5 protein-coding genes are annotated in these 15,266 nt (G+C 59.4%); all 5 read left to right on the forward strand.

Going from position 1 to position 15,266, the window contains the following annotated elements:
* Positions 1–51: 51 nt before the first annotated feature.
* Complete coding sequence (gene addB, locus NSU18_RS27930; RefSeq protein WP_341150582.1) at positions 52–3,612, forward strand: helicase-exonuclease AddAB subunit AddB; 3,561 nt, start codon at positions 52–54, stop codon at positions 3,610–3,612.
* Entirely contained in the window at positions 3,609–7,766 is a 4,158-nt protein-coding gene (locus NSU18_RS27935; RefSeq protein WP_341150583.1) for a UvrD-helicase domain-containing protein, read from the forward strand. Before addB ends, NSU18_RS27935 begins: the two co-directional genes overlap by 4 nt.
* 370 nt (positions 7,767–8,136) lie before the next feature.
* Positions 8,137–9,543 carry a transposase gene (locus NSU18_RS27940; RefSeq protein ID WP_341015997.1) on the forward strand — a complete coding sequence of 469 codons (1,407 nt, stop codon included), beginning with the start codon at positions 8,137–8,139 and terminating at the stop codon, positions 9,541–9,543.
* Positions 9,544–9,918: 375 nt separating this feature from the next.
* Complete coding sequence (locus NSU18_RS27945; protein WP_341150584.1) at positions 9,919–11,100, forward strand: exonuclease SbcCD subunit D; 1,182 nt, start codon at positions 9,919–9,921, stop codon at positions 11,098–11,100.
* Position 11,101: 1 nt separating this feature from the next.
* Positions 11,102–14,680 carry an AAA family ATPase gene (locus NSU18_RS27950; RefSeq protein WP_341150585.1) on the forward strand — a complete coding sequence of 1,193 codons (3,579 nt, stop codon included), beginning with the start codon at positions 11,102–11,104 and terminating at the stop codon, positions 14,678–14,680.
* Positions 14,681–15,266 lie beyond the last annotated feature (586 nt).

Consider the following 15,266-nt stretch of genomic DNA (forward strand, 5'->3'; position numbering starts at 1 on the left):
GATTCTGGTGCTGCATAGAGTACCAGGGTTCAACGGAAGGAGTCTGCTGAAATGACGGTTAACTTCATCATCGGCCGCTCGGGCAGCGGCAAGACGACTACAATATGGGAGCGGGTATCCTCCAGGCTAAAGGCAGAGCCGCTGGGGGCCCCGATCATTATACTTGTTCCCGAGCAGGGATCGTTCGGAGCGGAAAGGGGACTGCTGGCGGCAGGCGGCGTGAAGGGAAGTCTGCGTGCCCAGACGCTCAGCTTCTCGCGTCTCGCCTACCGGGTGAAGCAGGAGACCGGCGGCAGCGCGAGTCTGCCCATCAGTGAAGAAGGCAAAAAGATGCTGATCTACAAGATTATCAGCAAGCGCAAAGAGGAGCTGAAGCTGTTCGGTGCTTCCTCGGACCGGCCGGGATTTGTGGAGCGGCTCAGCAGTCTGCACACGGAGCTTAAGCGCTGTTGTCTTGGAGCCGGAGACCTGGAAGAGCAGATCGGCAGAATGCGGGATGCCACGCTGGGCAGCCCTATTCTGGCCGGGAAGCTGGATGATCTGCATCTCGTCTTCAGCGAGCTGGACCAGGAGATGTCACAGCTCTACATAGATGAAGAGGACAGGCTGGCCGAACTCGCTGAGCATATTGCGGACTCTGCCTATATCCGCGGCGCCGAGATCTGGGTGGACGGTTTCCACGGCTTCAGCAACCAGGAAATTGTCGTCTTACGTGAGCTGATGCAGTATGCCGGCACAATGAACATTGCGCTCACACTGGACCGGATCTATCCTCCTGATGTTGCCCCGCATGAGCTGGAGCTGTTCCATCCGGCAGCGGTAACTTACATTAAGCTGCGGGGAATGGCGGAGGAGATGGGGCTTACCGTATGGGATGAGCTGCTCGCCCCGCCCGTCCTGCCAAGGTTCCAGGACAGTCCAGTACTTGCCCATCTGGAGCGCGGGTTACAGCGCCGGCGTTCCTGGACAGGACCGGCTGAAGAGGTGAAGGAAGCCGTCAGCATCCGGGCTGCGGCTTCGCGCCGCACCGAGGTGGAGGGCGTGCTGCGCGAGATGCAGGCCCTGGCCAGAGAATCTGGAGCCAAATATGGGGAAATGGCGGTATTCATGCGCAATATGGCCGATTATGAACCGCTGATTGCCCCGTTGTTTCAGGACTTCGGCGTTCCGTTCTTCCTGGATCAGAAGCAGAGTGAGCTGCATCATCCGCTGGTGGAATTCATCCGCTCCGCCCTGGATGTCGTCCGCCGCCGCTGGCGTTATGAAGATGTGTTCCGCTGCGTGAAGACGGAGCTGCTGCTGCCGCTGGACGGAAGCATTACCCGCGCTCATATGGATGAGCTGGAGAACTACGTGCTGGCCTGCGGCATTCACGGCTCCCGCTGGACGAACGGGCGCTCTTGGAAGGGCATTCCGCGCCTATCGCTGGAGGGCAGTGAAGCTGTAGATGAAGCGATGCTGGCAAGAATGGAGGCCTGCCGGAAGGCCGTTGTTGAACCGCTGCAGGCATTTGAGCAGAGAATCAAGGCCAGCCGCAGCGGCCTGGAGCTGTGCAAGGCAGTATATCTGCTGCTGGAGGATACGGAAGCGGCAAGCAAGCTCGAAGAGATGGGAGCAGAGTCTCTGAAGCAAGGACGTCCCGAAGCCGCCCGGGAGCATAGCCAGCTCTGGGGCGCTGTTCTGGGCTTGCTGGACCAGATTGCCGAGATGATGGGCAAGGAACGGATAGAATTCAGCCTGTTCGCCGGGGTGCTGGAGACCGGGCTGGCTGAGCTTAAGATGGGGCTCGTCCCGCCTGCACTTGACCAGGTGCTGGTAGGTACGATGGACCGCACCCGGGTGTCGGGGGTGAAGTACGCCTTCCTGCTCGGTTTCAACGAAGGCGTGGTTCCGGCGCAGTTCAAGGAAGACGGCATTCTGTCCGAAGGGGAACGCCTCTTGCTGGAGAAGTCCGGTATGGAGCTTGCACCGGGCTCATCCAGGAAGCTGCTGGATGAACGCTTCCTGATCTACAATGCGCTTACGACGGCCAGCAGGAAGCTGTGGATCAGCTATGCCGTAGCTGACGATGAGGGCAAGGCGCTGCTGCCTTCGGAGGTCATCCGCCAGCTGCAGGGAATGTTCCCGCAGCAGTTAGATGAACAATTCCTCTCCGGCTTCCCGCAGAGCGGCAATGATGACGATGAAGTCCATATGGACTTCATCGGCCATCCTGAGCAGACGCTGCGCATGCTGCTGCTTCAGCTCCGCCAGTGGCGTCAAGGAGCAGAGATACCCGGCATGTGGTGGGAGGTCTATAACTGGTTTGCGGCGGAGCAGGGTGCAGACAAGCCTGCGGATGAACAGGCAGCGGAATACCGTCATGCGGATCTGTCCATGAAGCTGAAGCTGGAGCGGCTGCTCGGCTCGCTGTTCTACCGCAATGAGGGGATACGGCTGAAGAAGGAGACCAGTCTGCGCCTGTATGGCGGTTCCACGCTGCGCGGCAGCGTGTCGCGGATGGAGCGGTTCGTTGCCTGCTCCTTCTCCCATTTCGCTTCCTACGGTCTGCGGCTGAAGGAGCGCCAGCTCTACAAGCTCCAGGCCCCGGATATCGGACAGCTTTTCCATGCGGCCCTCAGTGAAATGGCGAAGCGGCTACAGGAGCAAGGCCGCAGCTGGGGCAGCATGACTGCGGAGGAGTGCCGCACGGAAGCGGGGAAGACCGTAGACAAGCTGTCTCCGCTGTTACAGGGAGAGATTCTGATGAGCAGCAAGCGCTACGGCTATATCTCGCGCAAGCTGAAGAATATTGTCGGCCGCGCTTCGGTCATCCTCGGGGAGCATTCGCGCCGGGGGAGCTTCGAGCCGGTCGGGCTGGAGCTGGATTTTGGCCCGGGTCAGGAATTGCCTCCGCTGAGAATCACACTGCCGAACGGCTGTGTCATGGAGGTGGTCGGCCGGATTGACCGGGTGGATAAGGCTGAAGGAGAGCAGGGAATTCTGCTGCGGGTTATCGACTACAAATCAAGCCAGAAGGATCTCAAGCTGCATGAGGTCTACTATGGATTGTCGCTGCAAATGTTAACGTATCTTGATGTGCTGCTGACCTATTCCGAGCAATGGCTTGGCCAGGCAGCACTGCCTGCCGGTGCGCTCTATTTCCACGTTCATGATCCGCTCCTGACCTCAGCCAACGGCATGAACCGGGAACAGGCGGAGCAGGAGCTGATGAAGCGCTTCAAGATGAAGGGCCTGCTGACCGCCGACCGCGAGGTGGTATCGCTGATGGATACCACACTCGACAAAGGGTATTCCTCTATTGTTCCGGTAGCGCTGAAGAGTGACGGCAGCTTCTACAGCAGTGCATCCGTAGCTACCCCGGAGCAATGGGTGCAGCTGCGGTCCTCGGTGCGCAGCACAATCTCTGAGATCGGGACCAGCATTACAGAGGGGGATGTGGCGATACAGCCTTACCGCATCCAGCAGGAAACAGCCTGCACCTTCTGCTCCTTCCGTCCCGTCTGCCAGTTCGATGAGGCGGTGGAGGGCAATAGTTATAACATTCTCAGCAAGCCGGGCAAAGAAGTGATCTGGGATCTGCTGTCCCGCAAAGGAGGAGAGAAGCTGTGAGCACAAGACCTGTACCCGAAACGAAGCCGGAGGGCAGTCTGTGGAGTGATGACCAGTGGCGTGCCATTGCCGAGAGCGGCAGCGATATTCTCGTGGCGGCGGCAGCCGGTTCCGGCAAAACGGCGGTTCTCGTCGAGCGGATAATCCGCAAGATTAGCAATGAGGAAGCAGGATTCAGCGTAGACCGGCTGCTGGTGGCAACCTTCACCAAGGCTGCCGCCTCCGAGATGCGCCAGCGTATCCGGGAAGCGCTTGAGCGTAAGCTTGAGGAGGACAGTGAAGGCGGGAACGAATATTTGCGCCGCCAGCTTGCTCTCTTGGGCAGAGCCTCCATTACCACGCTGCATTCCTTCTGCCTTGAAGTCATCCGCCGGTATTACCAGATGATTCCGATTGATCCCGGCTTCCGTATCCTGAATGAGCATGAGGCGGAGATGATGCGCCAGGAGCTGCTGGAAGAGCTGCTGGAGGAGAAATACGGCGAGGTTGCCGGGGACGGAGAAGATACCCTGTTCGTGCAGCTCGCAGACTGGTTCAGCGGTGAACGGAGCGATGATGCGGTGCACTCGCTGATTCAGCGGCTGCATGATTTCGCGCGCAGCCATCCCTGGCCTGCGCAGTGGCTGCGGGATACCGCAGCCGACTTTGCGCTGCCGGATGCCGAGGCTCTGAGCCATACGCCTTGGGTGCAGAGCATTCTTGCCGAAGCCCGGCTTACACTGAAGGGGGCGATCAGCCAGCTGGAGCAGGGGCGTGAGATCGCGCTTCAGCCCGGCGGTCCGGCGCCTTATGCGGAGAATCTTGCGGCCGATCTGGAGATGGCGCAGGGCCTGCTGGACGCGGTGGACTCGCAGCCCTGGGCCGGATTATATGATATCTTCATGGAGATCTCCTTCGGGAAGCTGAAGCCCTGCAAGAAGGATGCTACCGTTCCGCTGCTTCAGGAGAGCGTGAAGGCGATCCGGGATCAGGTGAAGAAGAGCCTGCTGGAGCTGCAGAAATCCCTGTTCGGCCGTCCGGCAGAATCCTTCCTGGGTGAGCTTCATACAGCGGCTCCGCTGATGCAGGAGCTGGCGGAGACCGTAATCGCCTTCGGTGAACGCTACCGTCTGGAGAAGGCGGGCCGGGGGCTGGTGGACTTCAGTGATCTGGAGCATTACTGCCTGCAGATTCTGCGTCATCCGGATTCACAGCCGGGGCATTCGCTCCCGTCGGATGCGGCGATGGAGTACCGCAGCCAGTTCGACGAAGTGCTGCTGGATGAATATCAGGATACCAACAGTGTGCAGGAGGAGATTGTCCGGCTGATCTCCCGGGAAGCCCCCGGAAACCGCTTCATGGTCGGGGATATGAAGCAGAGTATTTACCGGTTCCGCCTGGCGGAGCCGGGCCTGTTCCTGGACAAATACCGCAGGTTCAGTAATGAGCTGTCCTACGGAGACAAGCCAGATGGCCGGGCGGAGGCTAATCTGGGACTGGAGGGACAGGAGGATGGTCTCGTCATCGATCTGGCCCGCAATTTCCGCAGCAGGCTGGAAGTGGTGAATGCGGTGAATATGGTCTTCCGGCAGATTATGGACAGCAATGTCGCGGAGATCAGTTACGACGAGCGGGCAGAGCTGGTGTACGGAGCGAATTTTCCGGGAGCCGAAGAGAAAGGGCCGGATACTTATTTTGCGCCGGAGCTGCTGCTGATCGACAAGGGGAGCTCTTCCCCGGGGCCGGCGGATGAAGCAGCAGAGGACGATGAGCTGCCTCTTCTGGAGCTGGAGGCTGCCGAGAGTGAGACTGCACAGCTGGAAGCACGGGCTATTGCCCGGCGCATCTCGCAGATGACGGGAATGACCGGCGGTGAGCCGCTGCTGATCTATGATAAAGGACTGCGGATCATGCGTCCCGTAGTATATGGCGACATTGTCATTCTGCTGCGTTCGGCCCGGGTATGGACGCCGCTGATGATTGAGGAGCTGCGGGGTGAAGGCATCCCGGCATACGGGGACCAGAACAAGGGGTATTTTCAGGCTACCGAGGTGGAAATTGCCCTCTCCCTGCTGCAGATTGTCGATAATCCCCGTCAGGACATTCCGCTGGCTGGAGTGCTGCGCTCACCGGTGGTGAATCTCCGGGAGGAGGAGCTGGCGAAGGTGCGGCTGTGCAGCAGAGGGACGTTCTACGATGCGCTGGTTGCGGCTTCTGAAGCAGGGGCGGCACTGCGGGACGATCCGCCGGATCTGTTCGGGGAGGCCGGGCTGCTGGCAGGGCAGGATGCCGGTACTGGTGACACAGCCGGTGAGACGGCCGCTGCGTCAGAGCTTACGCCATCGTCAGGAAATGAGGGGGTACAGGAAGATATAATTGACGGAACCGATGCTTCAGCGGCGCTGCGGGATATTCCGCTTACGCTGCAGCGTAAGCTTAAGGCCTTCCTGGACATGCTGGAGAACTGGAGAAATGCGGCCCGGCAAGGAAGCTTAAGCGAGCTGATCTGGAGGATCTACCGTGAGAGCGGGTATCTGGAGTGGGTCGGGGGGCTTCCCGGAGGCTTTCAGCGCCAGAACAATTTAAAGGCGCTGTATGACCGGGCTGTTCAATTCGAGAACGAGACCTCGGCCAGAGGGTTGTTCCGCTTCCTGGTGTTTATCTCACGGCTGAGAGAGAACGGCGGCGATCTGGGGGTTGCGGGAGGAAGCAGCGAGGAGGCCGGGGGCGTCAGAATTATGACGATCCACAAGTCAAAGGGGCTGGAATTCCCTGTTGTCTTCCTGGCAGGTATGGCCAAAATGTTCAACCGTCAGGACCTCCACTCTCCGTTCCTGATGCACAAGGAGCTTGGTTTCGGACCGCGCTTCGTGGAGCGGGAGACCCGGGTCAGCTACCCGACGCTGCCCTATCTGGCGATTAACCGCCGTTCGCGGCTGGAGCTGCTCGCTGAGGAGATGCGCGTGCTCTATGTCGGACTGACCCGTCCGCGCGACAAAATGATTCTGGTCGGCACGGTCAGGGATCTGCCGCGCACGGTGTCCGGCTGGGCCGCGATGCAGGGCCGCGAGGAACTGCTGCTGGCGGATCACCTGCTGGCCAGGGGCCGCAGCTATCTGGACTGGGTGGGGCCAGCGCTGATCCGCCACCCTGCCGCTGCTATTCTGCGCAAGCTGGCAGGCAGTGAGGGACCGGTATCCACAGTGCTGCATGGCGATGAGTCGAACTGGAGCATTACGGTGACTGGTGCAGCGGAGCTTAGCCCGGGTGCCTTTCTTGCCGGGGACGGCGATCAGGACAAAAACGAACAACGCCGGGTGATGCTGGAGGCGCTCCGCAGGGGCAGGGCGGTGTCAACACCCGAGACCTTGGCAGCTGCGCAGATTGCAGAGAGACTGGGCTGGACTTACCGGTATGCGGCAGCGTCAAGCATCCCTGCTAAGACCTCGGTCACCGAGCTCAAGGGGTTATTGTCGATGCAGGAGCAGCCGTCGTACGACCAGCTGGAGGAGCGGAAGCTCCCAGGTAGGCCGGATGAACGGAACGAACGCGGGTATAGGGACAGCCTGCATCTCCAGCGGCCGAAATTCATGGAAAAACGGGGACTTACCCCTGCCGAGCGCGGAACGGCCTACCATACGGTGATGCAGCATATTCCGCTGGATGAGCCGGTAGACCGGTCTGTGCTGGAGGCTACGCTTGTGCGTCTTGAAAGGCTTGCGATCCTTAGCAGGGAACAGGCGGAAGCGGTAGTGCTGGAGGAAGTAGAGCAGTTCTGCCGGAGTGAGCTGGGCCACAGACTCTTCCACTCTGCCTGGAAGACCAGAGAACAGCCCTTCAGCTACACAATGCCAGCCGGTGAAGCCTACCGGGGGCTTGACTATCTGGATGAAGCGGCTGCCGGACTTGCGGATGAGCCGGGCGGCGGTGATTTTGCGGAGACGGTACTGATTCAAGGGGTGATCGACTGCCTGTTCCGGGAAGAGGGACGGCTGATTCTGCTGGATTACAAAACAGATCATATCCCTCCGCACGGGGATGGGCTGGCACAGCTGTCGGACAAATACCGTTTCCAGCTGGAGCTGTACAGCAAGGCTCTGCTGGATATTCTGGGCGAGCCGGTCAGCGAGGTTTGGCTGTACTTTTTCGACGGCGGACATGCTGTGAGATTGTGAGTGGGGGGATTGATGCTATAACTGCGGCGGATATAGGTGCTGAGCGGTAGTTGAGACAAATTATATTCTTGCGGCCTGGCGATCGTTGGATCAAAGAATGAAGTGGCTGCTTACTAAATATGGCTGTTTATCAAAATCACTGTCCGCCCCAGTCAATGTCCCTTAGAATGATGTGAAATGTTGTACTTATGAGACAATTTCATAATTCAAAACCCTTGCTATACCTGGTTTTTTTGAGCATAGAAAAAGGAGTACCTCCCCAAATTCTCGAAGTTATAGGTGACGAAACCAACACCCGAGAAGAAAAGAGGTAATCCCTATCTATTCTATTCGACAAGAAGAACTGTTTTCCTTTGAGGAATTGCTCCAGATGGCTCCGGAAGATAAATATAGCCAAATCTTTGAACACTTACATTTAGCTCCAGTTCTGTTCGCACTGCGGAAAAAGAGCCACCGTGGACGGCCTGAAAAACTAAACGTACCTGCCATGATCTACTCGCTGCTGATTGCCAAAATGGAGAACATCGAGTTTGTCTCTGCCTTGGTCCGGCGATTGAATCATAGCCACGAATTTCGAGTCCAGTGCCGGTTTACGGGCTCGGACAATATTCCCAGTCAGGCCTCCTATTCTCGTTTGATTCATGCCCTAGCGCAAACGGGAATGCTGGAACAACTTCAGGATCGCCTAGTCACCTCTGCCCTAGAAGAAGGTTTTGTGAGCGGCACCCATCTGGCTGTGGATTCCTCGATGGTTGAGGCATGGGATTGCCAATTTAGCGAATCAGCCTCCAAGCGTCGTGCGGCTCGCCGGGAGCAAAAGAAAGGCGAAGCTCCGGTGGCCGAACAACTTCAGCTCGAACATCAAGAGCCTGAGCCGAAGGCGGTGAACGCGCCGCTGAAGAAACCCAGGTACAGCAAGCCAGGTCGTCCATCCCAGGCCGAAAAGGAACGTCGGCGCGAGGAAATGGAAGCCTATGAACAAAGTCTCGGACCGTTCCAGAAAACCATTGAAGCGATGTTGCCGTACACGTACGATGAACTGCTGACCGAGTTGCCCCGGCATGCTGCGCGTTGTGACAAGAAAAATACGAAGGGCCGAATGACCAGCTATTACGGGTTCAAGGCGAATCTGCTGGTCGACACGGACAGCCAGTATATCCTCAGTGGGCTCTTTAGTTCGGCCAATCCGAATGACCAGCGTATGGCGGTCGTCCTTCTCAAAGGCCTGCTCCTAAAGTTTCCGATGCTAAAGGTCAAGCATATCTTGGGCGACAAAGGCTACGACTGCGCGGCAATCTACCAGTTGATTCATACGCTCGGCGCCTATCCTGCGATTTCCCTGATTCACCATAAAGACCCGCCTGCAGGAATGAATCTGGATTACACGCCGGTGTGCGCTCAAGGACATACGTACCGTTACGACAGTTTTGATGCCAAGTATGAGACCCTGAAGTACACCCGGCCTAGCGAATGCAAAGGCTGTGAGCTTTCCGGTTCCGATTGCCAAAAAGTGTTTAAAATTCGCATGCAAACGGATTTGCGGTTGCACACTTATCCCGCCAGAGGTAGCGAAAGTTTTACCACCCTGTACAACAAGCGGACGGCCGTGGAGCGTGTGTTTGCCTATCTCAAAGAGTATTTCGGGATGAAACGCACACGTCACCGGGGTGTCCGGGCAAGTGTCGATTTCCAGCTCAGTACGCTCGCGTACAATTTGAGTAAGTTTGCATTAGACAAATTGAATCAGCAGTTGAGAGACTCCCAGCAAGTGGCCTGATTTTTTTAAAAAATATGACCTTAGATTTTGGACCAATCTTGCTTTTCAGTAAACTGAATTATGAAATTGTCTCCTTATTACAGCTTCAGTGTAGAGATCGCTGTGTATTGGACCGAATTGCTGCATGAAATACAAGAATAGCTCTGTACATCGGCCTGAAGCAGGGGGAATGCTGCCTTTCTTGCAACAATTCCGGTAGAAGAACTTTCTTAGCGCAGGGAAGTTGTATTTAGTGCAGGATTCCTGGTCGATAAGCGGTGCAACTGCTGACGGAACCGTGTGGAGGGTAAGCCTGGGTACTGGATAGAAGTTTCATTTTAAAGATAATAGTTGAATCTATGATTGCCGCAGACAGGCGGGGAAATGAGGGCGGAAATGCGCATATTGCATACGGGAGACTGGCATCTGGGTCGGACCCTGGAGGGCCGGAGCCGGCAGAAGGAGCAGGAGCAGTTCGTGGATGAGCTGGTTACGATTGCGGATTCCTCCGGGGCGGATCTGATTCTGATGGCGGGGGATGTCTACGATTCGGTGAATCCTCCGGCGGCTGCGGAGCAGCTGTTCTATGACGCGGCGGCCAGACTGACGGCAGGCGGCCGTCCGCTGGTGGTTATCTCGGGCAATCACGACCAGCCGGAGCGCGTAGCTTCCGTGTCTCCGCTTGTCCGCAGACAGGGGATTACGCTCGTCGGAATGCCGACTTCGGAACCGGTCACAGTGCATGCGGCCAGAACCGGCGAAGTTGCCAAAATCGCTGCGCTCCCTTACCCCTCCGAAGCCCGGCTGGGCGAGCTGCTTGCCGGAGACAGCGGAGAGGCGGAGCTGCGGCTGGCTTACAGCGCCCGGGTCGGGCGGCTGATGAATCTGCTTGGGCGCGAGTTCACCCCGCAGACCGTCAATCTGGCGATGAGCCATATCTATGTGCTGGGCGGCGTGGAGAGCGACTCCGAACGGCCGATCCAGGTCGGCGGTGCCTATACCGTTGATCCTTTGGCACTCGCTTGCGGCGCGCAGTATACAGCACTTGGACACCTTCACCGCGCCCAGCGGGTCAAAGGAGACGGGATGATCCGCTACAGCGGCTCTCCGCTGGCTTACAGCTTCTCTGAAGCAGGCCAGGCCAAGTCGGTGGCTATGATTGATGTCGCACCCGGCGGGGAGCCGGTGTTCGAGGAGATCTATCTCTCCTGCGGGCGTCCGCTGGTGAACTGGAAGTCCACGGGCGGATTACAGGAGGTCTACGGCTGGCTGGATGAGGGCAGGGACGCCGGGGCATTTATTGATCTGGAGCTGCGGCTGACCGAGGCGATGTCCATGAATGATATCCAGCGGCTGCGCAAGTCACGGGAGGGCATCGTCCATATCCGGCCCATCTATCCGCAGATGGAGCAGGAGCTGGAAGAGATGTCCCGCTCCCGTATGCCTGTACAGGAGCTGTTCCGCAGGTTCTATCAGCGCCAGACCGGCGGTGCGGAGCCGGATGACAGCCTGATTGCGCTGTTCCTGGAGCTGGCGGAAGAAGAGCGGCATGATGCTGCGGAAGGGGAGGAGAACTGACTTGAAGCCGATATTGTTGAAACTATCCGGGCTGCAGAGTTACCGGGCGGAGCAGGAGATTGATTTTGCCAGCCTGACCGAGACGGGGCTGTTCGGGATCTTTGGTCCGACGGGCAGCGGCAAATCCAGTCTGCTGGACGCGATTACACTGGCGATGTACGGTAAAGTGGAGCGCGCCGTGAACGGAACCCAGGGGATTATGAACCACTCCGAGGACCAGCTCAGCGTGGCCTTCACCTTCGAGCTGAACTCCTCTTCCGGGGCACGGCGCTACCGCGTGGAACGGAAGTTCAAACGCACCGGGGAGCAGTCGGTCAGCAATACGATCAGCCGGTTCATCGAGGTCAAGGCGGACGGCGATTTTGTGATGGCCGACAAGCTGGCGGAAGTTACGCGCTGTGTCGAAGAGCACATCGGGCTGAAGATGGACGACTTCACCCGGGCCGTTGTGCTTCCGCAGGGCAAATTCGCCGAGTTCCTGTCGCTGCGGGGCGTGGACCGCAGGCAGATGCTCCAGCGTCTGTTCCATCTGGAACAGTACGGTGACGGGCTGGCACTGAAGCTGAGCCGCCGCGTCAAGGACAACGAGGCGGCGCTGCGCGCTCTGGAAGCAGAGCAGCAGGGGCTGGGCAGTGCGGGCAAGACGGATGTGGAAGCGGCCGCTGTCCGTGTGCAGGAGGCGATCCGTCATGCGGCGGACTGCCGTAAGCGTCTCACGGAGGCTGCGGAGCGCGCCGAGCGCTTCGTCCGCATCCGCGAGCTGCAAGAGGAACGGGCCCGCCGCGAGTCGCAGCGGCAGGTCCTGCTGGCTCAGGAGGAGCAGATCCTCCTCCTGGAGCAGAAGCTCGGCAAGGCGGACGAGGCCGAGCGCAGATTGCCCGCGCTGAAGGCTTGGCGCAGCGCGGAGGAGGCTTGGAAGGCCCGGGCGGCACACGCAGTGGGCCTTGAGGCCTTGGCCGCCGCCGCCGTGCAGGAGGCGGCGGCTGGGGCAGAAGCGGAAGCAGCGGCCCAGGCCGCGCTATCCGCAGGCGAGCCGGCCCTCCGTGAGGAGGAGGGCCGGTATCGGCGCGCGCTCGAGCTGGAGGCCGAGCTCGGCGAGCTGCACAGCGAGCGGGCGGCGCTGCAGGCGCGCCGCGGGGAAGCCGCCCGGTCCTTAGCCGCCGGGCGGGAGAGCCTGGCCCGGGAGCGTGAGCTTTTGGCCCGCGGCCAAAAGAAACAGCACGAGCTGCAGCAGAGCCTGCAGCCGCTAGCGGTCCGCTCCCAGGAGCGGCAGTCTCTGCAGGAAGCCATGCAGAGACTGCAGGGGCTGCGTTCTGCCGAGGCCCAGCGGGAATCGGCAGAACGTGAACGCCAGGGCCGCGCGGCGGCGCTCGCGGCGGCGGAAGCGCGGCTGGCCGCCGCCGGGTCCCGGCGGCAGGCGCTGGATGCCGGGCGCGGGGAGCTGTTGGCCGCCGCCGCCCTGCACCAGGAAGAGCTGCGTACGGCCGAAGGGGCAGCGGGAGACGCTGCCGGCCGCCTGGAGGAGCACATCAGCGCGCTGGAGGCTGCGCTTAAGGAACAGGAGGTTCACCGGCTCTCGCAGGCGCTCGCCGGTGAACTCCGGGAAGGGGTTCCCTGCCCGGTATGCGGCTGTGAGCATCACCCTTCCCCTGCGCTTCAGCAGGAGCAGGGGAACCCGGAGGAGCTGGACAATAGGCTCCGCCATGTCCGCGCTCAGGCCCGTCAGGCGCTGGAGACGCGCCATCTGCTGCGCAGCCTGCTGGAGCAGGACAGCTCGTGGCTCGCTGGGCTGGCGGGAGGCACGTCCGAAGAGGCGCTGCACCAGTCCGCCGCGGGTGCGGCCGGCGCAGAGCCGGCTGCGGACAAGACGGCAGGCATGTCGTTCCAAGCCCCGCCCGCACCCAAGCTCTCCAGCAATTCCGGCTCTTATGCAGGACCTGACTTTCTGAACAGTTCCGGCTTCCACGCCGAACCTGATTCTGTAAGCACCTCGGAGTCTCCCGGCCCCCTGGCAACCACGCTCCTCCCGGATGAAGAAGCCCTGTCCGCAATGGATGGCCGGTTGTCTGGCTTGAATGAGCAGCTGGTCGCGCTGCGGGGACGCTCCGCAGAGCTGCGCCGCGCAGCTTCAGACTGGCAGCGTTCCCTGCAGGAGCTGGAGCAGGTGTATCACAAGGAGGCGGCGGGTGCCGAAGCAGAGAAGACCTGGCTGCAGGGGCTGTCTGCCAAGGCAGAGGAGCTGGCAGCTTCAGCCGGCAAGCTAAGAGAGGAATGGAGCCGTCTCTTCCCGGAGCTTGCCCCGGAGGAAGCGGAGAGAACGTATCAGGAAATGCTCGGCAAGGATGAACGCGCTGAGGAGATCCGCAGCCGGCTGGAGATCAGTGTCAAGTTCCTGGACGACAAAAGCCTTGCCGTGCAGACGCTGAACGAGCAATTGGCCGGATTGGATAAGGAGCTGGCGCAGTGGGATGCGCAGCTTGAGGGCAAAGAAGCGCTTGCCCGTGATAAAGAGCAGCGCCTGCGCGAAGGGACCGGCGGCCAGCCTGCCGGGGAACTGCTGGCCGCATGTGAACGCAGACTGCTGGAGCTGCAGACTGCGCTGGAACGCAGCCGGCAGGAACACCGCCGGGCAGCGGACAAGGCGCAGCAGCAGACCCGCGAAGCTGCGGTAGCCCGCCAGGCGGCAGAATCGGCGCAGGAGCATTATACCGCCGCCGCCGCCCAGTGGGAGGAGAGTCTGCAGTCTTCGCCGTTTGCTTCGGCCGCAGAGGTGGAGGCCTCATCGCTGGAGACTGGAGAACGGGCACAGGCCGCCGAATGTGTGAAGTCCTACCGCAAAGAGGAGGCAGAGTGCCTGCTGCAGCTGCGGAGCATTGAAGAGAAGCTGGCTGGAGCTGAGCTCAGCAGTGAAGAATGGCAGGAGAGCCAGGACATGCTGCTTAGGAGCAAAGAGGAGGATGAAGCCTCGCTTCAGGCCCGGGCGCGGGCAGAGCGGGATCTGGAGGATCTGCAGCAGCGCCATATCCGCTGGGTAGAGCTGGAGGACAAGCGGGCTGGACATGCGGCGATGCAGGAGCGTCTGTCCAAGCTGCAGACCGTGCTGCGCGGCAATGCTTTTGTGGAGTATATTGCAGAGGAGCAGCTGATGCAGGTATGCCAGGCTGCGTCGCAGCGTCTGCGGTTCCTGAGTAAGCAGCGTTACGCGCTGGAGGTGGATTCAGGCGGCGGCTTCGTCATCCGGGATGACGGGAACGGCGGCGTAAGACGTCCGGTGTCCACGTTATCCGGAGGAGAGACCTTCCTGACCTCCCTGTCGCTGGCGCTTGCCCTGTCAGCCCAGATTCAGCTGCGCGGACAATATCCGCTGCAATTCTTTTTCCTGGATGAGGGCTTTGGCACCCTGGACCCGGATCTGCTCGACACCGTCATCACATCACTGGAGAGACTGCATAATGACCAGTTGTCCGTAGGCATCATCAGCCATGTTCCCGAGCTTCGGGCCCGCCTGCCGCGCAAGCTGATTGTAGTTCCTGCAGAGCAGGGCGGCGGGGGTTCAACCATTCTTTTGGAAAAAATGTGAAAGACGGGGTTGGTTGTGATGAGAATCACAGATACACCTCCAACCCCCTGTTATAATACAGCTAAGCCGACATTATTTGAAACACCTCGGCGGACGTATGAAAGGGAATCTACTCCTTCTTATACGTCCGCCGCCGAAGCAGCTCATATGAGCTGTGAAGGGTGTTTCCTTTTTTTTGTCTTTTTTTGTGTACAAGCTCAAAATTAGCAACGATCATACCCCAAGGAAGGAGCACCCTCCTTTAAGGCAATCGAACAAAATATATGCGAAAAAACGAATACATTTGCAACCGCTAGGTTAGGGGGACAACTGTGCTCGCGAGGTTAGAGGGATAACTCTGCTAATGAAGGTGTTTCTGGACCGAATGTATACGATACACCGAGTACAATGCGCCACCGCAAGGGTTAGAAAGCCAACTAGGCTGATGGTGGTGTTACCGGATTATTGTATTCAAAAAAACGAACACAACGTGCCGCTAGACCTGTTATAATACAGTCTGTCCTCCCTATACTCACTGTTATCGTGATACTCCAGTCCTCCCTTCGAGGCTTCTCTCCCTATTCCCTCCTCATCCCTGACCCCACGC

The organism is Paenibacillus sp. FSL H8-0048, assembly GCF_038002825.1.
GTDB lineage: Bacteria > Bacillota > Bacilli > Paenibacillales > Paenibacillaceae > Paenibacillus_AQ.